The organism is Mycobacterium neumannii (assembly GCF_048452905.1).
Taxonomy (GTDB): Bacteria; Actinomycetota; Actinomycetes; order Mycobacteriales; family Mycobacteriaceae; genus Mycobacterium; species Mycobacterium neumannii_B.
Map to the genome: position 1 here is coordinate 52,601 of NZ_JBCGVF010000008.1, position 21,475 is coordinate 74,075.

At 68.4% G+C, this 21,475-nt stretch carries 21 protein-coding genes and 1 pseudogene; 14 read left to right on the plus strand and 8 right to left on the minus strand.

Going from position 1 to position 21,475, the window contains the following annotated elements; genetic code table 11:
• Positions 1–7: 7 nt before the first annotated feature.
• Positions 8–619 (minus strand): cytochrome c oxidase subunit 3, encoded by a 612-nt coding sequence (locus tag AAHH99_RS22940; RefSeq protein WP_418770784.1) that lies wholly within the window; start codon positions 617–619, stop codon positions 8–10.
• Between the two features lie 67 nt (positions 620–686).
• Between AAHH99_RS22940 and trpD the strand changes: the two genes are divergently transcribed.
• Positions 687–1,754, plus strand: coding sequence for an anthranilate phosphoribosyltransferase (gene trpD / locus AAHH99_RS22945; RefSeq protein ID WP_418770785.1), 1,068 nt, complete (start codon positions 687–689; stop codon positions 1,752–1,754).
• Here trpD and AAHH99_RS22950 read toward each other — a convergent pair.
• Positions 1,692–3,479, minus strand: a pseudogene (locus tag AAHH99_RS22950) (DEDD exonuclease domain-containing protein); the annotation flags it as partial. The gene trpD and the pseudogene AAHH99_RS22950 sit on opposite strands and share 63 nt — an antisense overlap.
• Before the next feature lie 112 nt (positions 3,480–3,591).
• On the opposite strand from AAHH99_RS22950, the gene AAHH99_RS22955 reads away from it, so the two are divergent.
• The 4 genes from AAHH99_RS22955 to AAHH99_RS22970 all read left to right on the plus strand — a co-directional run bounded on the left by AAHH99_RS22955 (position 3,592) and on the right by AAHH99_RS22970 (position 7,027).
• Positions 3,592–3,795 carry a hypothetical protein gene (locus tag AAHH99_RS22955; protein ID WP_064349930.1) on the plus strand — a complete coding sequence of 68 codons (204 nt, stop codon included), beginning with the start codon at positions 3,592–3,594 and terminating at the stop codon, positions 3,793–3,795.
• A 152-nt stretch (positions 3,796–3,947) separates the two neighbouring features.
• Positions 3,948–5,069: a peptidoglycan hydrolase RipC gene (gene ripC, locus AAHH99_RS22960; RefSeq protein WP_418770786.1), complete on the plus strand. Its 1,122-nt coding sequence runs from the start codon at positions 3,948–3,950 to the stop codon at positions 5,067–5,069.
• The gene (locus AAHH99_RS22965) at positions 5,038–5,889 is read left to right on the plus strand and encodes a peptidase (protein WP_418770787.1); all 852 of its coding nucleotides are present in this window, start codon (positions 5,038–5,040) and stop codon (positions 5,887–5,889) included. Before ripC ends, AAHH99_RS22965 begins: the two co-directional genes overlap by 32 nt.
• 1 nt (position 5,890) lies before the next feature.
• On the plus strand, positions 5,891–7,027 hold the full coding sequence (locus tag AAHH99_RS22970; protein ID WP_418770788.1) for a glycosyltransferase family 4 protein: 1,137 nt from the start codon (positions 5,891–5,893) through the stop codon (positions 7,025–7,027).
• On the opposite strand, the gene AAHH99_RS22975 is transcribed toward AAHH99_RS22970, so the two are convergent.
• Entirely contained in the window at positions 7,015–8,817 is a 1,803-nt protein-coding gene (locus AAHH99_RS22975) for an AMP-dependent synthetase/ligase (protein ID WP_418770789.1), read from the minus strand. The two genes, AAHH99_RS22970 and AAHH99_RS22975, sit on opposite strands and share 13 nt — an antisense overlap.
• Positions 8,818–8,909: 92 nt before the next feature.
• Here AAHH99_RS22975 and AAHH99_RS22980 point away from each other — a divergent pair, with 92 nt between their 5' ends.
• The 5 genes from AAHH99_RS22980 to AAHH99_RS23000 all read left to right on the plus strand — a co-directional run bounded on the left by AAHH99_RS22980 (position 8,910) and on the right by AAHH99_RS23000 (position 12,234).
• Positions 8,910–9,299 carry a polyketide cyclase / dehydrase and lipid transport gene (locus AAHH99_RS22980; RefSeq protein WP_418770790.1) on the plus strand — a complete coding sequence of 130 codons (390 nt, stop codon included), beginning with the start codon at positions 8,910–8,912 and terminating at the stop codon, positions 9,297–9,299.
• 40 nt (positions 9,300–9,339) lie between these two features.
• Positions 9,340–9,777: an SRPBCC family protein gene (locus AAHH99_RS22985; RefSeq protein WP_418770791.1), complete on the plus strand. Its 438-nt coding sequence runs from the start codon at positions 9,340–9,342 to the stop codon at positions 9,775–9,777.
• Positions 9,774–11,039 (plus strand): ArsA family ATPase, encoded by a 1,266-nt coding sequence (locus AAHH99_RS22990; RefSeq protein WP_418770792.1) that lies wholly within the window; start codon positions 9,774–9,776, stop codon positions 11,037–11,039. The genes AAHH99_RS22985 and AAHH99_RS22990 overlap by 4 nt, the downstream gene beginning before the upstream one ends.
• Positions 11,036–11,425 carry a hypothetical protein gene (locus AAHH99_RS22995; protein WP_418770793.1) on the plus strand — a complete coding sequence of 130 codons (390 nt, stop codon included), beginning with the start codon at positions 11,036–11,038 and terminating at the stop codon, positions 11,423–11,425. Before AAHH99_RS22990 ends, AAHH99_RS22995 begins: the two co-directional genes overlap by 4 nt.
• A gap of 83 nt (positions 11,426–11,508) precedes the next feature.
• Positions 11,509–12,234, plus strand: a complete 726-nt coding sequence (locus AAHH99_RS23000; protein WP_418770794.1) for a lysophospholipid acyltransferase family protein — start codon at positions 11,509–11,511, stop codon at positions 12,232–12,234.
• Between the two features lie 30 nt (positions 12,235–12,264).
• Here the strand turns inward: AAHH99_RS23000 and AAHH99_RS23005 are convergent, their stop codons facing one another.
• Positions 12,265–13,542 carry a glycosyltransferase 87 family protein gene (locus AAHH99_RS23005; RefSeq protein ID WP_418770795.1) on the minus strand — a complete coding sequence of 426 codons (1,278 nt, stop codon included), beginning with the start codon at positions 13,540–13,542 and terminating at the stop codon, positions 12,265–12,267.
• Between the two features lie 138 nt (positions 13,543–13,680).
• Between AAHH99_RS23005 and AAHH99_RS23010 the strand changes: the two genes are divergently transcribed.
• From AAHH99_RS23010 to AAHH99_RS23020, 3 genes are read left to right on the plus strand one after another with little or no spacing between them, the layout of a single operon-like run.
• Positions 13,681–14,517, plus strand: coding sequence for a hypothetical protein (locus AAHH99_RS23010; RefSeq protein ID WP_418771102.1), 837 nt, complete (start codon positions 13,681–13,683; stop codon positions 14,515–14,517).
• Complete coding sequence (locus AAHH99_RS23015; protein WP_418770796.1) at positions 14,517–15,026, plus strand: polyadenylate-specific 3'-exoribonuclease AS; 510 nt, start codon at positions 14,517–14,519, stop codon at positions 15,024–15,026. Before AAHH99_RS23010 ends, AAHH99_RS23015 begins: the two co-directional genes overlap by 1 nt.
• Before the next feature lie 33 nt (positions 15,027–15,059).
• A complete protein-coding gene (locus tag AAHH99_RS23020; protein ID WP_064394004.1) occupies positions 15,060–16,445 on the plus strand; it encodes a class II 3-deoxy-7-phosphoheptulonate synthase in 1,386 nt (461 codons plus the stop codon).
• Here AAHH99_RS23020 and AAHH99_RS23025 read toward each other — a convergent pair.
• Positions 16,442–17,638: a protein kinase domain-containing protein gene (locus AAHH99_RS23025; protein WP_418770797.1), complete on the minus strand. Its 1,197-nt coding sequence runs from the start codon at positions 17,636–17,638 to the stop codon at positions 16,442–16,444. The genes AAHH99_RS23020 and AAHH99_RS23025 overlap by 4 nt on opposite strands.
• 67 nt (positions 17,639–17,705) lie before the next feature.
• Here AAHH99_RS23025 and AAHH99_RS23030 point away from each other — a divergent pair, with 67 nt between their 5' ends.
• Positions 17,706–18,110: an Rv2175c family DNA-binding protein gene (locus AAHH99_RS23030; protein WP_418770798.1), complete on the plus strand. Its 405-nt coding sequence runs from the start codon at positions 17,706–17,708 to the stop codon at positions 18,108–18,110.
• Here AAHH99_RS23030 and AAHH99_RS23035 read toward each other — a convergent pair.
• The 3 genes from AAHH99_RS23035 to AAHH99_RS23045 form a co-directional block, all read right to left on the minus strand.
• A complete protein-coding gene (locus tag AAHH99_RS23035) occupies positions 18,031–19,662 on the minus strand; it encodes an alpha-(1->6)-mannopyranosyltransferase A (protein ID WP_418770799.1) in 1,632 nt (543 codons plus the stop codon). The genes AAHH99_RS23030 and AAHH99_RS23035 overlap by 80 nt on opposite strands.
• Positions 19,663–19,664: 2 nt before the next feature.
• On the minus strand, positions 19,665–20,753 hold the full coding sequence (idsA2, locus tag AAHH99_RS23040) for a bifunctional (2E,6E)-farnesyl/geranyl diphosphate synthase (RefSeq protein WP_418771103.1): 1,089 nt from the start codon (positions 20,751–20,753) through the stop codon (positions 19,665–19,667).
• Positions 20,754–20,819: 66 nt separating this feature from the next.
• Positions 20,820–21,455 carry an LppM family (lipo)protein gene (locus AAHH99_RS23045; protein ID WP_418771104.1) on the minus strand — a complete coding sequence of 212 codons (636 nt, stop codon included), beginning with the start codon at positions 21,453–21,455 and terminating at the stop codon, positions 20,820–20,822.
• Positions 21,456–21,475 lie beyond the last annotated feature (20 nt).

Genomic DNA, 21,475 nt, shown 5'->3' on the forward strand with positions numbered 1-21,475 from the left:
CTCCTTCTCATCGGACGAAGTAAATGACGGCAAACAATGCGATCCAGACGATGTCGACGAAGTGCCAGTAGTACGACACCACGATCGCGGCGGTGGCCTGCGCCGGAGTGAACTTACTCATCCGGGTTCGGGCCAGCAGGATGAGGAAGGCGACGAGGCCGCCGATCACGTGCAGGCCGTGGAAACCGGTGGCCAGGTAGAACACCGAGCCGTAGGCGCTGCTGGAGATGGTGGTGCCGTGGTGGACCAGCTGGACGTACTCGTAGCCCTGGCCGAGGACGAAGAACAACCCCATTGCGAAGGTGATGGTGTACCAGCGGCGCAGCCCGAACACGTCGCCGCGCTCGGCGGCGAAGACGCCCATCTGGCAGGTGAACGACGAGGCGATCAGCACCAGCGTGACCGGTACGGCCTGTACGAGGTTCAGCTCCGTCGGCGGCGGCGGCCACTCGCCCGCCGCTTGCGAACGCGCGGTGAAGTACATCGCGAACAGGCCAGCAAAGAACATCAGCTCGCTGGACAGCCAGACGATGGTGCCGACACTGACCATGTTCGGCCGGTTCAGCGAATGTACTCGCGACGTGATTGCGGTTCCCGAGGTCCCTACAGCGCTCGTCACAGGAGCAAGTATGACGCTTTGTAGTTGTCGACCACCACCCGGGTCGGCGTTTCGTCATAATCGCGGGGTGGCTTCTGCGGAAATACCCGACTCCCTCACCTGGCCCCGAATCCTGGGCCGCCTCACCACGGCTCAGTCACTGGAGAACGGACAGGCGGCGTGGGCGATGGACCAGATCATGACCGGCGCGGCCACACCTGCCCAGATCGCGAGCTTCGGGGTGTCCATGCGGATGAAACGACCGACATCGGCGGAGGTCACCGAGCTGGCCGACACCATGCTCAAACACGCGCGCCGCGTCCCCACCGACGTGATCGGCACCGCGACCGTCGACGTCGTGGGTACCGGTGGGGACGGTGCCAACACCCAGAACCTCTCCACGATGGCGGCCATCGTCGTCGCGGCCGCCGGGGTGCCGGTGATCAAGCACGGGAACCGCGCCGCGTCGTCGCTATCCGGCGGCGCGGACACGCTCGAGGCGCTCGGGGTGCGCATCGACCTGGGTCCCGACGAAGTCGCGCGCAGCGTCACCGACATCGGTATCGGGTTCGCGTTCGCTCCGCACTTCCACCCGTCGTACCGGCACGCCGGTGTGGTGCGCCGCGAGATCGGGGTCCCGACGGTGTTCAACCTGCTCGGTCCGCTGACCAATCCGGCCTCGCCACGAGCCGGGCTGGTGGGCTGCGCATGGGGGGATCTGGCCGAGGTGATGGCCGGCGTGTTCGCGACCCGCGGGTCCAGCGTGCTGGTGGTCCACGGCGATGACGGCCTCGACGAGCTCACCACCACCACGACAAGCACGATCTGGCGCGTACAGGCGGGCACTGTCGAGCGGCTGAAGTTCGACCCCGCCGCGTTCGGCTTCAAACGCGCCGAGATCTCCGAACTGGTCGGCGGCGACGCCGCGGCCAACGCGGCCTCGGTGCGCGCAGTGCTCGGCGGTGCGCCGGGGGCGGTGCGCGACGCCGTGATCCTCAACGCCGCGGGCGCACTGGTGGCGCATGCGGGCCTAGCCAGCGACGCCAAATGGTTGCCGGCCTGGGAGAGCGGGCTGGCCAAGGCGGCCGAGGCCATCGACTCCGGAGCGGCCGAACAGCTCCTCGCGCGTTGGGTGCGGTTCACTCAAAAAGCCTGAACGCGTGGTCCTTTCGACCTGTTCGGCGGCGAGTCGCGCCGAGCGCGCCGACGCGGCCCATGCCGCCCACCGGCCCGCCGCATGCGCCGGCGAGCAGTAGCCGTCGTCGGCGCGCACGATGCGCACCCCCGGCTGGTGCAGCCACCGCGCGATCAGTGCCGTCTCCTCGACCAGCGCGCCGCCCAACGGCGCCGTCGACGGCAGAACGGCTTGTGCGCCAGCGCAGATCGCGTCGACAACCGGCATCGGCGGGACCCCGCGCGGCGCGTCTCCCGCCGCGGCCAGTTGGCCGTTGCGGACCACCGCGAGGTGCCATCCGCCGCGCCCGTCGGGGCGTGCCGCCACCAACTCGGGGACGGCGACCAGCGCCCGCAGTCGCTGGCCTCGCCACAATCCGTCGATCGCGGCGGCGGCGTGATCGCGTAGGCGCGCCGCGGTCTCGTAGCGGCCGCGGTTGGCCAGGTCGGCGACGTGGGCCAGCACTGCGGCCAGCGCCCGGTCCTCGCGACCGGCCATCAAGTCGGCCGCCTGTGCGACCGTCTCCGCGTACTCAGCGGCGCCCACGTCTCGAGGCGCCGGACACGGCGACAACTCCCGGTCGGTGCATGCGGGGCCGTGCACCGCGGCGCGCCCCAGCTTCTTGGTGCACGTCCGCACCCCGGTGAACCGAGCCAGCAGGGCCGCGGTGTCGACGGCGTCGGCGCGCGCACGGAACGGGCCGATCACCGCATCGTGCTTGGGGGTGCGCACGATTGAGAAGCGGGGAAAGGCCTCGTCCGTCAACGTGATCCACCACCATCGGTGCGGGAACTTCGACCGGCGGTTGTAAGGCGGGGCGTGGGCGGCCAGCAGTCGCAGCTCGCGCACGCCTGCCTCGAGATCGTGCGCGCATTCGACGTGGTCGACCGCGGTGGCCAGCGACGCCATCTCCTTGATGCGGGTGCGCGAGTCGGAGCCGTTGAAGTACTGCCCGACGCGTCGCCGCAGGTTGACGGCCGTGCCGACGTAGAGCACCTCGGCGCCGGGGCCACGAAAGAGGTAGACGCCGGGCCGGTGGGGCAGAGCGGCCGCGAGGTGGCGGTTGCGGCGCTGCGCCGGGGTGACGTCGGGCAGGTACGAACGCAGCTCCGTGTACGTGTGCACGCCCTGGTTACCCACGCGCTCGATCAGCCCGTGCAGGACGTCGACCGTGGCGCGCGCATCGTCGAGTGCGCGGTGCGTCGGGGTGGTGCTCGCGCCGAACAAGCGGGCCAGTGCGGAGAGGCGCACGCTGGGCGCCTCGTCGCGCGTGAGGACCCGGCGGGCCAGTTTGACCGTGCACAACACCGGCGGTCGCGGCCAGGCGATCTGAGCGCGTTCGGCGGCGGCCCGCAGGAACCCGATGTCGAATCCGGCGTTGTGGGCGACCAGCACGGCCCCGCGCGAGAACTCCAGGAATGCCGGCAACACCGACCCGATCCGCGGCGCGTTGCACACCATCGCGGTGGTGATCCCGGTGAGCGCCACGATCTGCGGCGGGATGCTGCGGCCCGGGTCCACCAGCGTCGCCAGTTCGCCGAGCACGACGCCGCCGCGCACCTTGACCGCCCCGATCTCGGTGATCTCATCGTGGTTGTCGCCGCTGGCGCGGCCTCCGGTGGTCTCGAGGTCGACGACGACGAACGTGGTGTCGCGCAGTGAGACGTCAGCCTGCCGATCGACATCGGCGAAGCTGAGCTGGCTCACGGGTCAACCGTAGAAAACCCCACCGACAGCTTCGGGTTGCCACGCGGGCCCGCCAGAACTTGTCGGTACCTCCCGATAGCGTGCGGACCGCACCGACCGAGAGGAGCCATTCGTGGGCACGGTGAAGATCGACTGCGACGACTGCGCGGTCCGCGGACCGGGCTGTCAGGACTGCGTCGTGAGTGTTCTGCTGGGCGTACCCGACACCTTGCTGGACGACGAGCGTCGGGCGTTGGAGGTGCTCGCCGATGTGGGCCTGGCACCGCGGCTGCGCCTGGTACCCATCCGACGGGAGGGCAGTTCAGGTGTCGCCTGATGACACGCGGCGCGACGGGCGACGGAACGAAATATGAGCTGCCTGTTAAATTTGCGTCTTCTGTTGGACAACGCCGATGCCGTTTCGTAACCTGTCTGAGACCTAAGGGCTATTCGACACGGCTTCGTTCCGGAAGTTGAAGGACGCAAATCTTGAGGCTCGACCGCACGCGCTTGACCACACCTGGGTTTCTTCGCCCCTTCGTCAGCGCGATAGTCGGTATCACTTTTTTCGCAAGTCTCTTCGCCGTCAGTGTGCAGGCCGATCCGGCCGACGACGCGCTGGCGAAGCTCAACGAACTGTCGCGGCAGGCCGAGCAGACCACCGAGGCGATGCACTCGGCGCAGCTCGATCTCGACAACAAGCTGGCCATCCAGCGAGACGCGGAGACCAAGCACGCCGCCGATGCGGCAGCGGCGAACGCGGCCCGCGAACAGCTGGCTAACTTCCAGACCGCTGTCGACAAGGTTGCCGCAGCCCAATATATGGGAGGCAGAACGGATGGCCTGGACGCGATCCTGACCGCCGGTTCGCCGCAGGGCCTCATCGATCAGTTGTCCGTACAACGCGTGATGGCCGCCCAGATGTCGGCGCAGATGAAGAGCTACCGCGAAATGGGCAGGCAGGCTGCACTGGCCGAAGAGGCCTCCGCGAAGTCGGCCGCCGAGGCGAAGACCGCCGCCGAACAGGCCGCCGCCGTACGGGCCGATCTGCAGTCCAAGCAGAGCACGCTGCAGGTGCAGATCGCGGTCGTGAAGTCGCAGTACGAGGCGCTGACACCGAACCAGCGCGAGGCACTCGCCGCCACGCCGCCCATGCCTCCGGTGCCTGCGCCCGCACCGGTACCGCCCGGCGGTGATCCCGCGGTCCTGGCCGCGCCACCCGCGCCCGGCGCCATCCCGCCCGGAGACGTCGCGGCCCCGGGGAGCGGACACTCCGCGACCGTGATCCAGGCCGCGCTGAGCCGTATCGGCTCGCCGTACTCCTGGGGCGGATCCGGACCGAACGCGTTCGACTGCTCGGGGCTGGTGATGTGGGCGTTCCAACAGGCCGGCGTCTCGCTGCCACACTCCAGCCAGGCGCTGGCCCGCGGCGGTCAGCCCGTGTCGCAGGACCAGATGCAGCCGGGTGACGTCGTCAACTACTACTCCGACGCGTCGCACTCGGCGATCTACATCGGTGACGGAATGATGGTGCACGCCTCGACCTACGGCACGCCGGTGCGAGTCGCTCCGGTGGACAATGCGCCGATCTACAACGTCCGCCGTTACTGATCGCCGGGGTGTCGCGCACGCGAGGAGCAGATCTCGGCTCGCGGCGCTACTCATCGCAGAACTCATCTTCGCGCTGTTGATCGTCGGCCGCTCCGAGGTCCCGTCCGGGCCGGTGGTGGCCACGCCCGCTGCTCCGGCGTCGCTGACCACGCCGACCGCGGCATCGCGTGTCCACACGCTCGCCGACGGCCGAACGGTCCGGTTGATGAATCTCGGCGGGCCGCGAACCGAGCGGTTGCTGTCCCGGATCGAGGCCGAGACCGAAGGGGCCGCCGCGGCGGTCACCGGGTTCTGGGGACCGGAGTGGCCGCGCGAGATCGTCGTCGCCGCTGCAGGCACCGACGCGCAGTTCGCGGCGATCGGCGGCGGTGATGCCCACACCGCGGCCACCACCACGCCGGAGCGGATCATGTTCGCGCCCGGCGCCGCCGAGCTGAGCGACGCAGCGTTGCGAATCGTGTTGCGCCACGAACTGTTTCACTACGCCGCCCGCTCCCGAACCGCGTCGGACGCTCCGCGCTGGCTCACCGAGGGGGTGGCCGACTTCGTGGCCCGACCCGCGGCACCGGTGCCGGACCCGTCGCTTCTCACGCTGCCCGGTGACGCCGAACTGTCCGGACCGGCCCGTTCGCTGGCCTACGACCGGGCGTGGTGGTTCAGCAGGTTCGTCGCCGACCGATTCGGCGTGGGCGCGCTGCTCGCGCTGTACCACCGGGCGTGCGATACCGGCCACTCCGACGTCACGACGGCGGTGCGCGATACCCTCGGAACGGACCTCGGTGCGGTGCTGGCCGAGTGGCGGCGGTGGGCGAGTCGATGACGTGACACGGGTTCTGTTGGTCACCAACGACTTTCCGCCACGGCGCGGCGGCATCCAGTCCTATCTGCAGCAGTTGGTCGACCACCTCGAGGCCGAGGGGCGGCACACGCTGACGGTGTACGCGCCGAAGTGGAAGGGTTCCGACGAGTTCGACCGGGACGCGTCGTATCAGGTCGTGAGGCACCCGACCACCCTCATGCTGCCCGAGCCGTCGGTGAGCGGCCGGATGCGGCGCCTCATCGAGCAGACCGCCGCCGAGACGGTCTGGTTCGGTGCTGCGGCTCCGCTCGCGCTAATGGCGCCGCTGGCCCGCGACGCAGGCGCACGCCGGGTGATCGCCAGCACGCACGGTCACGAGGTCGGCTGGTCGATGTTGCCCCTGGCTCGCAATGCTCTGCGGCGCATCGGGTCCGCCACCGATGCGGTCACCTACGTCAGCCAGTACACCCGGCGCCGATTCACCTCGGCATTCGGGCCGCGCGCCGCGCTCGAACACCTGCCGCCGGGAGTCGACACCGACCGGTTCACGCCCGACGAGATCGCGCGAGCCGAATTACGGGCCCGCTACCGGCTCGGCAACCGCCCCGTCGTCGTATGCCTGTCGCGACTGGTTCCGCGCAAGGGGCAGGACATGTTGATTCGGGCGATGCCCGCGATCCGGCAGCGCGTGCCCGGTGCGGCGCTGGTGATCGTCGGCGGCGGACCCTACCGGTCGACCCTGCACAAGCTGGCGCACGGCTTCGGGGTGGCCGACGACGTCGTGTTCACTGACGCCGTGCCCGGCGACGAGTTACCCGCCCACCACGCCATGGCCGACGTGTTCGCGATGCCGTGCCGGACCCGCGGCGCCGGACTGGACGTCGAGGGTCTCGGCATCGTCTACCTCGAGGCCTCGGCGACCGGTGTTCCGGTCGTGGCGGGCCGATCAGGCGGTGCGCCGGAGACCGTACGCGACGGCGAGACCGGTGTGGTGGTCGACGGCTGGGACGTCGGCGCGATCGCGGCGGCCGTCGGCGACCTGCTGGCCGATCCCGACCGTGCGGTGCGGATGGGCGCGGCGGGTCGGCGCTGGGTGGTCGACAACTGGCAGTGGCACACCCAGGCGACGCGACTGTCGAACCTGCTCTATCCGGAGTAGAGCGCCTCGATGTCGCTGGCGAACTTCTCCGCCACCACCTTGCGCTTGACCTTCATCGTCGGGGTCAACTCGCCGCTGTCTTCGGTGAAGTCCACCGGGAGGATGCGGAACTTGCGGATTCCCTCGGCCTTGGAAACCGCCTGATTGGCGTCCTTGACCGCAAGGTCGATCTCGGCGACCAGGTCCGCATCGGTGGCCAGGTCGCCCACCGACGCGCCCGCACTCTTGCTGTTGCGCTCCTTCCAGCCCTCGATCGCCTCGGCGTCGATGGTGATCAGCGCGCCCACGAAGGGTTTGGCGTCGCCGACCGCCATCGCCTGGCTGATCAGCGGATGCGCGCGCAACCGGTCCTCGAGGATCGCCGGGGCAACGTTCTTGCCGCCCGCAGTCACGATGATCTCCTTCTTGCGGCCGATGATGGTCAGAAAGCCGTCTTCGTCGATCGCGCCGAGGTCACCGGTGTGGAACCAGCCGTCGGAGGAGAAGACCGCCTTGGTCTCCTCCTCGTTCTTCCAGTACCCGTTGAACACCACGCCGCCCCTGACCAGCAACTCGTCATCGTCGTTGATGCGCATGCTGTTGCCAGGCAACGGCGTTCCGACCGAACCGACCTTGACGTTGTCGATTCGGTTGACGGTGATCGCGGCGCTGGTCTCGGTCAGGCCGTAGCCCTCGTAGATCGTCAGCCCCACCCCGCGGTAGAAGTGGCCGAGCCGTGCGCCCAGCGGAGCGCCGCCCGAGATGGCGGCCCGACAGTCGCCGCCCAGCGCGGTCCGTAGTTTGCCGTAGACCAGGCGGTCGAACACCGCGTGCTTGGCGCGCAGCAGCAGGCCGGCCTTACCGGTGTCCAGCGAGTTGCTCCACTCGATCGCGGTGTTGACGGCCATCTCGAAGATTCGGCCCTTGCCGTCGTTGTTGGCGTTCTGCTCGGCGGTGTTGTAGACCTTCTCGAACACCCGCGGCACCGACACCACCACGGTCGGCTTGAACACCGCGAACGTCGCGACCAGGTTCTTGATGTCGCTGGTGAAGCCCAACGTGACCTTGTTGGCGAGCGCAGCGAGCGTGATCGCCCTTGCCAGCACGTGCGCAAGCGGCAGGAACACCAGCATGCGCTCGCCCTTGGCCAGCAGCGTCGGGAAGCACTCCTTGGAGCCGCGGATCTCGTAGACCAGGTTGGAGTGGGTGAGCTGACACCCCTTCGGCTGACCGGTGGTGCCCGAGGTGTAGATCAGCGTCGCGGGATCGGCGGCCGCCAGGCCGGCCAACCGGTCGTCGAGTTGTTTGATGTCGACCGAATTTCCCGCCTCGGTGAGTTCGTCGAGCGCCGACGCGCCCGCGCTCTCGATGCGCAGCACATCACGCAGCCGGGGCAGTTCGTCCTTGAGGTGCTCGATCCTGTCGGCGTGCGCGTCGGTCTCGACGATCAGCAGCACGGACTCGGAGTCCGAAAGCACGAACTTCACCTGCTCGGGCGAACTGGTCTCATAGATCGGCACGGTGAGCGCACCGGTGGCCAGAATCGCGAAGTCCAGGATGGGCCATTCATAGCGGGTGGCCGAAAGCAGCGCCACGCGGTCGCCCGGTTGCACGCCCTTGGCGATCAGGCCCAGCGCGGCGGAGCGGATCTGGTCGGCGGCCTGCCTGCAGGTCACATCGGTCCACGAACCGTCGACGAGGCGTTGGAAGATCACATGGTCGGGATCATCGCGCTCATGGTCGAACACGGCGCTGGCGACGTTGTCGTGCTCCTCCACCGTGAAGGACGCTGGCACACTGAACTCACGCACGGTCTTGGCCTCTCCGTCCGGCTGATCTTGCCGTATCCACCCTAGTCGGCCGGTATCCGGGCGGGCAGGCTCGTATGTGAAGCTGGTATGCCATGCACAGCATTCAGATCGCGGACGACACGTTCGTCGCGGCCGATCCCGCCGAGGTCGGCCGCTACATCGCCGAGCCCGCGAGCTGGCGACGTTGGTGGCCAGACCTGCGGCTGACCGTGGTGGAGGACCGCGGCGACAAGGGTCACCGGTGGACCGTCACCGGAGCGCTCCTCGGCACCATGGAGATCTGGCTGGAACCGGTGCTCGACGGCGTCGTGCTGCACTACTTCCTGCACGCCGAGCCGGCGGGGGTCGCGGCGTGGCAGCTGGCCAAGATGAATCTGGCGAAGATGAGCCACCGGCGACGGGTCGCGGGTAAGAACATGGCATTCGAGGTGAAGCAGCGGCTTGAGGCCACGCGCCCGGTGGGTGTTTCGCCGTTGGCCTGAGGCTTCGGCCGCCGACAACAGGGGAGGGTAGATTTTCAACGTGGCGGACAAGACGGCGCAGACCATCTACATCGATGCCGATCCCTCGACGGTCATGGACGTCATCGCGGACATCGGGTCCTATCCGGACTGGGTGGCCGAATACAAGGAGACCGAGGTACTCGAGGCCGACGCCGAGGGCTATCCGAAGACCGCCCGGCTCGTGCTGGATGCCGCCGTCCTCAAGGACACCATGGTGTTGTCCTACAACTGGCCGCCGGACCGCAACTCGGTGACGTGGTCGCTGGTATCGAGCTCGCTGCTGAGGTCGCTGGAAGGCGCATATCGCTTGTCGCCCAAGGGATCAGGGACCGACGTCACCTACGAACTGTCTGTCGATTTGATCATTCCGATGATCGGGCTGTTGAAGCGTAAAGCCGAACGGCGCCTCACGGAAACCGCGTTGAAGGACCTCAAGAAACGAGTCGAGGCTGAGTGAGCGCCAATGCCCCCGGCCCGTCTGTCGCCAAGATCGGTCTGTTCGTCGGTAAGGGCGGGGTCGGCAAGTCGACGTTGGCGACCGCCACCGCCGTGCGTGACGCACGCGCGGGGCTACGGGTGCTGATCGTCTCGACCGATCAGGCGCACTCCATCGGCGACGTGCTCGGGGTAGCCGTGACACCGACCGGCCAGCGTCGGCCCACCCGGGTGTTCACCGATGACGCCGACGCCGGTGGCGGAGCGCTGGACGCGCTGGCGTTGGACACGTTGGCCCTGCTCGAGGCGCGGTGGCGCGAGATCGCGGGCCTGCTGTCCGACAGGTTCCCGGAGTCCGAATTGGGAAGCGTTGCCCCCGAGGAACTTTCGGCACTACCGGGTGTCCAGGAGGTGCTCGGTCTTTACGAGGTGGGCGAACTGGCGGCTTCTGGGGACTGGGATCGGATCGTAGTCGACTGCGCGTCGACCGCCGATGCGCTGCGCATGCTCACCCTGCCCGCGACGTTCGGGCTGTACCTGGAGCGGGCGTGGCCGCGGCACCGGCGGCTGTCCACCGGATTCGACGACCCGCACAGCGCGGCCGTCGTCGCCTTGTTCGAACGCATCAGCGCGGGTACCGAAGCACTGAGCGCGATGCTCACCGACGGTTCCAAGGTCAGCGCCCATCTGGTGATGACCGCCGAGCGCGTGGTGGCCGCCGAGGCCGCGCGCACGCTCGGTTCGTTGGCGCTGATGGGCGTTGCGGTCGCCGAGCTGATCGTCAACCAGATACTCGTACAAGACGATTCGTTCGAGTATCGCAACCTGCCCGAACATCCCGCCTTCGACTGGTACACCGAGCGGATATCCGAGCAGCGGGCCGTCCTCGATCGGCTCGACGCGACCATCGGCGATGTGCAATTGGTCCTGGTTCCGCACCTGGCCGGCGAGCCGATAGGGGCGAAGGCGCTCGGTGAACTGCTGGACAGCGCACGCCGCCGCGACGGGTCGCCCCCGCCGGGGCCATTGCGCCCGATCGTCGACCGCGAGTCCGGCTCCGGCCTCGAATCGGTGTACCGGTTGCGGCTAGAGTTGCCGCAGGTCGACTCCTCGGCGCTAACGCTGGGCCGAGTCGACGACGATCTGATAGTCGGCGCGGGCGGATTGCGGCGCCGGGTCCGATTGGCGTCCGTATTGCGACGATGCATCGTCGTGGACGCGCAGTTGCGGGGGAGTGAGTTGACCGTGCGGTTCCGACCGAATCCGGAGGTGTGGCCGAAGTGACGACGCCACACGGCGATCTCGGACCGGAGCTGCGGGCGCTCGCGCAGGCCATCCTCGACAGGCTCGATCCCGCGGTGCGACTGGCCGCGGCGCGCGCGACGACCGGTACCGCGGGTAAGTGTCAGCAGGTCTGGTGCCCGGTGTGTGCGCTCGCTGCCCTGGCGGCGGGCGAACAGCATCCGTTGCTCACCGTCGTCGCCGAGCACAGCGTCGCCCTGCTTGCCGTGGTCCGGGCGATTCTGGACCAGGCAACAGAAGGTTCGAAGGGACCCGACGCACCTCCGGACGGCCCGCCTGGGCCGCCCGACGACCCGGGACCGAACGGCTCGGCTCCGCCGCCTGCTCCGGGGCGATATCAGCACATTCCGGTAACTGTCGAGGAGTAGTCTTGCGCGCTGTGGTCGCATCCACAGTGCGTGGGTAAAGTTGGCGCAGAACACCGGCCGGTGTTCGATCACCGGGAGGGCCCATGTGGTATTGGCTGTTCAAGTACATCTTCATGGGACCCCTGTTGTCGTTGCTGGGACGACCGAAAGTCGAAGGGCTGGACCATGTTCCGTCGTCCGGCGCAGCGATTCTGGCCAGTAATCACCTTGCGGTCGCAGACAGTTTCTATCTGCCCCTGGTGGTGAACCGCAGGATCACGTTCCTGGCCAAGGCCGAGTACTTCACCGGCACCGGGCTGAAGGGCTGGTTCACCCGGTGGTTCTACACCGTCGCCGGTCAGGTGCCGATCGACCGCACGGACGCCGACAGCGCGCAGAGCGCGTTGAACACCGCGGCGCGGATCCTCGGCGAGGGCAAGCTGCTCGGGATGTACCCCGAGGGCACCCGCTCGCCGGACGGCCGGCTCTACAAGGGCAAGACCGGCCTGGCCCGGTTGGCGCTGGAGACCGGTATACCGGTCATTCCCGTCGCGATGGTCGGAACCGACGTCGTCAACCCGCCGGGCAGCAAAATGTGGCGCTTCGGCCGAGTCCAGGTGAAGTTCGGCGCGCCGATGGACTTCAGCCGGTTCGAGGGGCTGGCGGGCAACCGCTTCATCGAGCGCGCCGTCATCGACGAGGTGATGTACGAGCTGATGCGGCTGTCCGGTCAGGAGTACGTCGACCTCTACGCCGCCGACATCAAGGAAGGCAGGGCCGACGAGAAGACAAAGCCGTCGGCCCGCATGCCGCAGGTGGCCGCCGGCTGAGCCGGCAATTCAACCGGGGCCGGCTGACGCCTAATTGACCGCGGATACCGGCGCCTCGTCGACGACCGGCCTGCTGCGCATCGCGGGCGCCGCCGTCAGCGAGCCGGCAGCCACGATCACCGCGATCGCCCACCACACATAGGAACCACCGACCAGTTGGCGCCATAGCGACGCGGCGGTCTCCTGGTGCTCGGGCATCAGCGTGATCGGTGTCCACACCATCAACGCGAAGCCCGCGGCCGCAACCACACCCAGCGCCACATGCCGCCTCCGATAGGCCACGAGCGCCGCGACCAGCAAGGTCGGCAGCGCCCACACCCAGTGGTGCGACCACGACACCGGCGACACCACCAACCCGAACATCGCCACGCAGATCAGCGCCAGCACCGGTTCGTCGGCCTTGAGCACGCGTCGCACCGCCCACACGGTGAGCGCCAGCACCGCTACGCAGGCCGCGGTCCACAACACGAACCGTGGCCCTTCGCTCAGCCCCAGCCGAGCCAGGGCCCCGGCGATGTTCTGGTTGGTGTTCAGCGTCGCCGTGCCGATGCGATCGGTGTTGCGCACGGTCTCGGTCCAGTACTCCAGGGAGTCACGCCAGGCGAACGCCACCCCGATCAGGGTGGCGACGACCGCGGACACCGCGGTGACGACCACCGCGCGAACGTCGCGGCGCAGCACGAAATACAGCAGGAAGACCGCCGGAGTGAGCTTCAGCGCGATCGCCAGCCCCAGGAGCATGCCCCGCGGCCAGGGTGTCCGGCGCGGCACGCAGTCGGCGATCACCAGCGTCATCAGCACGACGTTGATCTGGCCGAAGTCGAAATTCGACCGGATTGGCTCCAAATAGACCACCGCCGGGGCGACGATCGCGGCGGCCAGCCACGCCTGCCGCAGCCATGCGGGTTCGGCCGTGACCGGCGTCTTCGACCAGACATCGCACCGGTGCAGCACGATCGTCACCGCGACGATGAGCAACACCAGCGTGGTCACCGTGATCGCGACGCTGGCCGCTTCCAGCGACAGCAACGCGAACGGCGCGAACACCACGGCGGCGAGCGGGGGATAGGTGAACGGCAGATCGAGGCCGCCCCTGGTGTGGAACATCGCTCCGTCGGCGTAGAGCGGCCGGCCGTCCAACCAGGCCTGCCCGCCCATCCGGTAGACGTCGACGTCGATGCGGTAGGGCACCCGGCCGAGCACACGCCAGCCGGCCCAGACCAACGCCGCCAGGGTCAGCAGCTGAAACAGCCGCCAGGCGAGCGTTGGCCCCCAACCAGCCCCGCCGGGCGACCGCCACGTACTCATCTCGCTGACCAGACTATCGGGGCGCCCCGGCGCGTCGGCCGGTATACCGGGCGCGACACGCGCAGGTCGGCGTAAGTTTTCTGGGTGCTCGCGGACTTACACCTCGTATTCGGCGTCCCGCACGCGCGGGCGCCGCTCATGTACTGCCTGATCGCGTTCATCCTGACGTTCTTCGTCACCCGCACGATCGTGCGGTACATCCGCAGGCATGCCGACAGCGATGCGCCGCGCAAGTGGTGGCAGCCGCGCAACATCTCTGTTTCCGGCTCTGGGCTGCACATCCACCACGTGGTGATCGGCGTGGTCCTGGTCATGATCTCCGGTGTGACGATGGTGACGTTGGGTGTCGACGGGGGAGTACCCGAATTCACGGCGGCGGCAATCTTTTTCGGAATCGGTGCAGCGCTGGTGCTCGACGAGTTCGCGCTGATCCTGCATTTGCAGGACGTGTACTGGGCCGAGGACGGCAGAACCTCGGTCGATGCGGTGTTCGCCGCCGTCGCCGTCGCAGGCCTGCTGATCCTGGGGCTCAACCCGCTGTCGTTCTTCGACATCGACATCTGGCGCAACGACCACTCGCTGGGCGCACGGGCGGGCGTGGTCATCGCCGCCGTGCTGACGCTGATGCTGGCCGTCATCGTGTTGCTCAAGGGCAAGGTGTGGACCGGCCTCGTGGGGATGTTCGTGACGCCGCTGCTGTTCGTCGGGGCGATCCGGTTGTCCAGGCCGCACGCGCCGTGGGCGCGCTGGCGCTACACCAACCGCCCGCGCAAGATGCATCGGGCGCTGGAGCGCGAGCGCTGGCTGCGGCGGCCGGTGGTCCAGGCCAAACTGTGGCTGCAGGACGCGATCGCGGGTATGCCCAAGTTTCCCGACGACGCCAAGGTCGACGAGCAACTCGACCGCGAGATCCACGCCGCACCCGCCCCGAAGGATCGGTCGGTCGTCGCCGCACCCCAGAAGGAACCCGCGTAGTGCGCTACTTCTACGACACGGAATTCATCGACAACGGGCGCACCATCGACCTGATCTCGATCGGCATCGTCGCCGAGGACGGTCGCGAATACTACGCCGTGTCAACCGAATTCGACCCCGACCGGGCGGGCAGCTGGGTCCGCAAGCATGTGTTGCCTAAACTTCCGCCGCCGTCCTCACAGCTGTGGCGCTCGCGTCGGCAGATCCGCTCGGAGCTGGAGGATTTTTTTCGCATCGACGACTCGGGCCCAGACCAGGAGCCGATCGAGCTGTGGGCCTGGGTGGGCGCCTACGACCACGTCGTGTTGTGTCAGCTCTGGGGCCCGATGACCGATCTCCCACCGGCGATACCTCGCTTCACCCGCGAGCTGCGCCAGTTCTGGGAGGAGCGCGGTTCCCCGCGCATGCCCCCGCGCCCGCGGGACGCCCACGACGCGTTGGTCGACGCTCGCCACAATTTGCGGCGGTTCCAGCTGATGACCACCGGTGAAGCGCCGGGCCAGCGGTGAAAAGCACATGTCGCGGGCCGTTACCATGAACGGGTGAACTGGACCGTCGACGTACCCATCGAACAGCTGCCCTCGTTGCCGCCGCTGCCCGATGAGCTTCGGCAGCGGCTCGACGCCGCGCTCGCCAAGCCCGCGGTGCAACAGCCGACCTGGGATGTCGAAGCGGCGAAGAACATGCGCACCGTGCTCGAGAGCGTCCCGCCGGTGACGGTGCCCGCCGAGGTGGAACGGCTCAAGGACCTGTTGGCCGCCGTGGCCCGCGGCGAGGCGTTCCTGCTGCAGGGCGGCGACTGCGCCGAGACCTTCGTCAACAACACCGAGCCCCACATCCGGGCCAACCTGCGGGCGCTGCTGCAGATGGCCGTCGTGCTGACCTATGGCGCCAGCGTGCCGGTGGTCAAGGTGGCCCGCATCGCAGGCCAGTACGCCAAACCGCGCTCGGCCGACATCGACGCGCTCGGTCTGCGGTCCTACCGCGGCGACATGATCAACGGATTCGCTCCCGACGCCGCGGTGCGTGAGCATGACCCGTCGCGGCTGGTCCGCGCGTACGCCAACGCCAGCGCCGCTATGAACCTGGTACGCGCCCTGACCGGTTCGGGCCTGGCGTCGCTGCATCTGGTGCACGACTGGAACCGCGAGTTCGTCCGCACGTCGCCTGCCGGTGCCCGGTACGAGGCGCTGGCCGGTGAGATCGACCGCGCGCTGACGTTCATGAGCGCGTGCGGGGTCGACAACCGCAACCTGGAGACCGCCGAGATCTACGCGAGCCACGAGGCGTTGGTGCTCGACTACGAGCGCGCGATGCTGCGGCTGTCGGAGACCGAGCAGGGTTCGAAGCTCTACGACCTGTCCGCGCACTACGTGTGGATCGGCGAGCGCACCCGTCAGCTCGACGGCGCACACATCGCGTTCGCGGAGGTGATCGCGAACCCGATCGGGGTCAAACTCGGCCCGACCATGACACCGGAGCTGGCCGTCGAGTACGTCGAACGCCTCGACCCGAACAACGAGCCGGGGCGTCTGACGCTGGTCACCCGCATGGGTAACAACAAGGTGCGCGACCTGCTTCCGCCGATCATCGAGAAGGTGCAGGCCACCGGCCATCAGGTGGTCTGGCAGTGCGACCCGATGCACGGCAACACCCACGAGTCCTCGACGGGCTACAAGACCCGCCACTTCGACCGCATCGTCGACGAGGTGCAGGGCTACTTCGAGGTGCACCGGGCGCTGGGCACCCATCCCGGCGGCATCCACGTCGAGATCACCGGTGAGAACGTCACCGAATGCCTCGGTGGGGCCCAGGACATCTCGGACGCCGACCTTGCCGGCCGCTATGAGACGGCGTGCGACCCGCGGTTGAACACCCAGCAGAGCCTGGAGTTGGCCTTCCTGGTCGCGGAGATGCTGCGCGACTAGATCAGGTTGGTCAGATTGCTGCCGGTCGTCCACGCGGCCGCCGCGACCAGCGCCGTCAGCGTGATCACGGCGACCACCCAGAACAGCAGTGCGCGCCTGGCGCGCTGCCGCGCCCAGTAGAACTCCTCGAGCTCGATTCCGGCGAACCGTCCCGACACCGTTTGGTATTCGGGTTCGGGGGCCTGCCAGTCGTCGCGCGGGAGCGTCCGGGTCGCCTGGCGGGGTGCGGGCGGGGCCGCAGCCGCCGGCGGCGCCGCAGGCGGGTGAAGAGGAACCGACGCATGCTGGGCGGAGTTGCGCGGTGCCGGCACCCGAAACGGTGGCAGTCCGAGTTCGTCGACGATCGCTTCGAGGTCCTGACCCATCTCCCGGGCATCGGCATAGCGCCGGGCCGGATCGCGGGCGGTCGCGCGCAACACCAGCTCGTCGAACTGCGCGGGCACGCCCGCGATCACCGTGCTTGGCGCCGGGACGTCGTTGTCCATCCGCTGATACGCCACGGCCAGCGCCGAGTCGCCCGCGAACGGCGTGCGGCCGGTCAGCAGTTCGTAGGTCAAGATGCCCGCCGCGTAGACGTCGCTGCGCGGATCGGCGTCACCGGTGCTGACCTGTTCGGGTGACAGATACGCCGCGGTACCCAGGATGACGCTGGTCGAGGTGATCTTCGCTTCGGCCACCGCCCGCACCAGTCCGAAGTCGGCGATCTTGACATCGCCGTCGTCGGAGATCAGCACGTTCTCGGGTTTGACGTCGCGGTGCACCAGGCCGGCGCGGTGTGCTGCGGCCAGCCCACCGAGAACCGGGCCGAGCACCGCAGCGGCGGCGTGCGGCGGCATCGGCCCACGCTCGCGCAGGAGCTCGCGCAGCGTGCCGCCCTCGACGAGCTCCATCACGAGGAAGGGGGGCGGACCGCCCATCCGTCCGCCGCCCTGGTCATACACCGCGACCAGACCTGGATCGGTCAACCGCGCCACCGCGCGCGCCTCGCGCTGGAACCGGGTGAGGAACTGCGAGTCGCCCGCATAGCGGCTGTCCATCACCTTCAGCGCGACCGGACGATCCAGCCGCAGATCGAGTCCGCGGTACACGGACGACATGCCCCCGGTCGCGATCATCACGTCGACGCGGTACCGACCGTCGAGCACGGTTCCCAGCAGCGGGTCCGTTCGCGGGTAGGCCTCCACCGCAGACATGTTACGGAGCGCGACACCGGCGGCTTTGCGGCTCGGGCCGACGGTTAGGAGATTTAGACTCGGTGCGGTGAGCAGTATTCCGGCCTCCGAGGACGTCCTCGATCCCGCCGAGGACGTCTACGACCTACCCACCGTCGCCGAGATGCTCGGTGTCGCGGTGACGAAAGTGCATCAGCAGTTGCGGGACGGCCATCTGATCGGGGTCCGGCGAGACGGCGTTGTCGTGATCCCGAAGGTGTTCTTCGACGACACCGGCCACGTCGTCAAGAGCCTGCCCGGACTACTCGTCGTGCTGCGCGACGGGGGCTACCACCACACCGAGATCGTGCGCTGGCTGTTCACGCCCGACGCGTCCCTGACCATCAGGCGCGACGGCGCGACCGACGAACTGCCTAATGCTCGGCCCGTTGATGCTCTTCACTCGCATCAGGCCCGTGAGGTGGTGCGCCGGGCCCAGGCGATGGCTTATTGACCGCCCGCGGTCGCGGCTTATTGACCGCCCGCGGTCGTGGCGTCCTGACCTCAGGCGCGTTCTTCAGCGAGTACCACGCCACCGCGGCGCATGCCAGCGACAGCAGCACGTGGGGCCACGAGTACATCCCGTGTGCCCCATCGGGTTTCCAGATCACCATGATCCACGTCGACAGGCTCGCGATGACCGCGATCGACCGCCTGCTCTGTGCCAGCGCGGCCACCACGGCCAGCGGCCAGGTGTAGTACCAGGGCAGCGCGGCGGGCACGAGAAGCACCACGATCACCATCACGACCGCGATACCGGTCAGTGCTTCGCGGTCGGTGCGCCGAAACCGCCACCACACGAACGGAAGTGACAGTGCGATGAGCGCTATGCCGATGATCCTGGCGACGTCGAGCACCGCGTAGAAATTCACCGGCAGGAACAGGCCGCCGACGGCGTTGATCACGTTGGCCGCCGCGGTGGGCAGGGTCAGCCAGTTGATGATCTTCACCGAACCTGCCAAGGCCGTCAGCCAGCCCAGCCCGACCCCCGCGGCGAACGACAGCACGGCGAACACCGCGGTGAAGATCAGCGCCGAGCCCGCCGACGCCGCCACGAACGCCTTGACCGCCGAGAAGTCGCGCCTGTTGCGCAGGTCCCGCGCCCACACCCAGACCATGAACGGGAGCGCCAGTCCCGCGGTCGCTTTCACCGCGACCGCCGCGGCGATCAGGCTCACGCCCCAGAGGTGGCGGCCAGAGAACGTCAACGCGATGCCTGCCATCATCAGGCCGACCATGAGCATCTCGTTGTGTACGCCGCCCATCAGATGGATGATCACCAGCGGGTTGAGCACGCAGATCCACAGCGCGGTCGCACCGTCGGCGCCGATGTGCCTTGCGACGCGCGGCGCGGCCCAGATCAGCAGCGCCAAGCCGGGAAGCATGCACAGCCGCAACAACATCGTGCCCGCTACGACGTCGTTGCCGACCAGCATCGTGACGAACTTGGCGATCAGGATGAAGCCCGGCCCGTACGGTGCGGTGGTGGTGGTCCAGATGGGACTGACGTTGTCCAGCAACGAGTTCGGGTTGTCGACGGGTCCGACCGCGTACGGGTCGAGGCCGTCGCGCAGCAGTGCTCCCTGTGCGAGGTAGGAGTAGGTGTCGCGGCTGAACAGCGGGACGCTCAGTAGCAGCGGCGCCAGCCAGATGCCGGTGGTGGCCACCATCGTGTATTCGGTTGCGGTGCGGTCGACTACCCGGCGTCCCAGCCACAGCCACGCCGCCAGCATCAGTGCCACACCGCCCCACAACAGGATCGACGACAGCACAAGACCGTGCCCGAACCGCAGCCACGACAGGTGCAGCGACTCCAGCAGCGGGTCGTGCAGGCGCGTGCTGCCCGCGCCCAACCCTCCGGCGGTGATCAAAACGGCGCCGAGGAAGCCCAGCCGGGCCGGTTGGGCCTGCGGTGACGTCGCGAACGAGGTGAACCGCGAAAGGTGCGCAGTGAAGCCGGCTTTCGACGGCCGTGTCGATGGGGAGGTCGATGGGGGGGTCGTCATCGTTATGCGGTTCGATTCGCGACCAATCGGGCGAGTTCGGACAACCCCGCCTTGGCATGGGCGTCGATGTCGGCGGAACCGAGGGTGTCGAGCGCGCGGCGGGTGAGCTCGTCGATGCGGTTCTCCACCGCGGCGAGCGCGCCGACGGACTCGATCACTGTGCACAGTTCCTTGACCTGGGCGTCGGAGAGTTCCGACCCGATGGAGGTGCGGAGCAGCTTCGCCGCCGCGGGGTCGACGTCTTCTGCCAGTTCGACCGCCTCGGCCAACAACACCGTGCGCTTGCCTGCTCGCAGATCGTCACCGGACGGCTTACCGGTGACCGCGGGATCACCGAACACCCCGAGCACGTCGTCGCGCAACTGGAACGCCACGCCGAGGTCGGTGCCGAACTGATCGAAGGCGGCATGGACATCGGGCCGGTCGGCGGCCGCGGCGACGCCGAGCTGCAGCGGCCGGGTGATCGTGTACGACGCGGTCTTGTAGATGTTGACCGTCAGCGCCGAAGCCACCGAGTCGGTTCCGCTGGCTTCGGCGACGATATCGAGGTACTGGCCGCCGAGCACCTCGGTGCGGATCGCTCCCCACACCCGGCGGACTCGCACGGCGGCCTCGGTCGACAGGTTCGCCGTGGCGACGACGTCGTCGGCCCAGACCAGCGCCAGGTCGCCGAGCAGGATCGCCGCCGACATGCCGAACTGCTCTGCCGAGCCGTGCCAGCCGTGCGCGCGGTGCCGCTCGGTGAACAGCCGATGCACGGTCGGCAGCCCGCGGCGGGTCGCCGAGGCGTCGATGACGTCGTCATGGACCAACGCGCAGGCGTGCAACAGCTCGAGCGCCGAACACAACCGCAGGACGTCCGGGTCGAGGGGGTTCTCGGGCTGCTCGGCGACCGCCCGCCAGCCCCAGTAGGCGAACGCGGGCCTCAGCCGCTTGCCGCCGCGCAGCACGAATTCCTCCAGTGCGGCGGTCATCTCGGCGTAGTCGTCGCCCATATAGGCGCATTCGCTGCGACGCTGCTGCAGATGGTCCCGCAGCTGATCGGTGACGGCCCCCGCCAGCTCGACGGCCGACGGTGCCGTGGCATGCACGCTCAGCGGGCGCCCCTTTCTCTGTGCGACCACCCTGCCCCGAACGCCTTCAGCGTAGAGCCTGCGCTAATCGCGGGCTTCGCCCACTTTCGGCGACTGGTCACGGCTCATGTACGCCAGGGCTCCGATGATGGCCGCCACCACGAAGGAGCCGAGGCCGAGCCAGATCGCGGCGCCGGTGAAGCTCCGCGCGCTGGGGTCGGTGTAGCGGGCTTGTGCGTTCATGGTGCTGACCACGCCGGGCCGCAACTGCCACTCGACGATCTCGGCCGACACCTGATCACCGTTGGTGGAGGTGACTTCGCCAGGGAACGACACGGTCACCGACACGTCGGCCTCCGAATCGCTGAGCGAGGTGAGGTCGGCGCGCCCCTCGAGGATGACGAGGTCACCCGCCCGGCGCAACGAGAGGTCGACACCGGCGGCGTCGCGGTTCATGTTCGCCAGCTGAGGCAGTTCGGCGAAGGTGAGGTCGGAGAACACCGCCTGAGAGCCGACGTAGTCGTCGCGGCTGTACTCCGAAACCGCCACCTTATTGGCGAACGGCAGGTTGTTCAGCAGCTGCGGGCCCTTGTCGTCGGCGTTTCGCGGCTTTGCCGCCGCGACGATCTGACCGGAAACCCTGTCGTCGGGAGAGACCGTGATCGACGCCCGCACCCGGACGCAGCCGACGGCGGTCGGAAGCACGACGAGGATCAGCATCACGAGCGCGAGCAGGCGGG

Coding starts and splice junctions, on each gene's coding strand:
- AAHH99_RS23025 (WP_418770797.1), bottom strand. CDS start 17,638: ATGTCTGCGGTGGAGGCCTACCCGCGAACGGACCCGCTGCTGGGAACC.
- AAHH99_RS23035 (WP_418770799.1), bottom strand. CDS start 19,662: ATGACGACCCCCCCATCGACCTCCCCATCGACACGGCCGTCGAAAGCC.
- AAHH99_RS23010 (WP_418771102.1), top strand. CDS start 13,681: ATGTACTGCCTGATCGCGTTCATCCTGACGTTCTTCGTCACCCGCACG.
- AAHH99_RS23005 (WP_418770795.1), bottom strand. CDS start 13,542: ATGAGTACGTGGCGGTCGCCCGGCGGGGCTGGTTGGGGGCCAACGCTC.
- AAHH99_RS23000 (WP_418770794.1), top strand. CDS start 11,509: ATGTGGTATTGGCTGTTCAAGTACATCTTCATGGGACCCCTGTTGTCG.
- AAHH99_RS22965 (WP_418770787.1), top strand. CDS start 5,038: ATGCGCCGATCTACAACGTCCGCCGTTACTGATCGCCGGGGTGTCGCG.
- AAHH99_RS22980 (WP_418770790.1), top strand. CDS start 8,910: ATGCACAGCATTCAGATCGCGGACGACACGTTCGTCGCGGCCGATCCC.
- AAHH99_RS23045 (WP_418771104.1), bottom strand. CDS start 21,455: ATGCTGATCCTCGTCGTGCTTCCGACCGCCGTCGGCTGCGTCCGGGTG.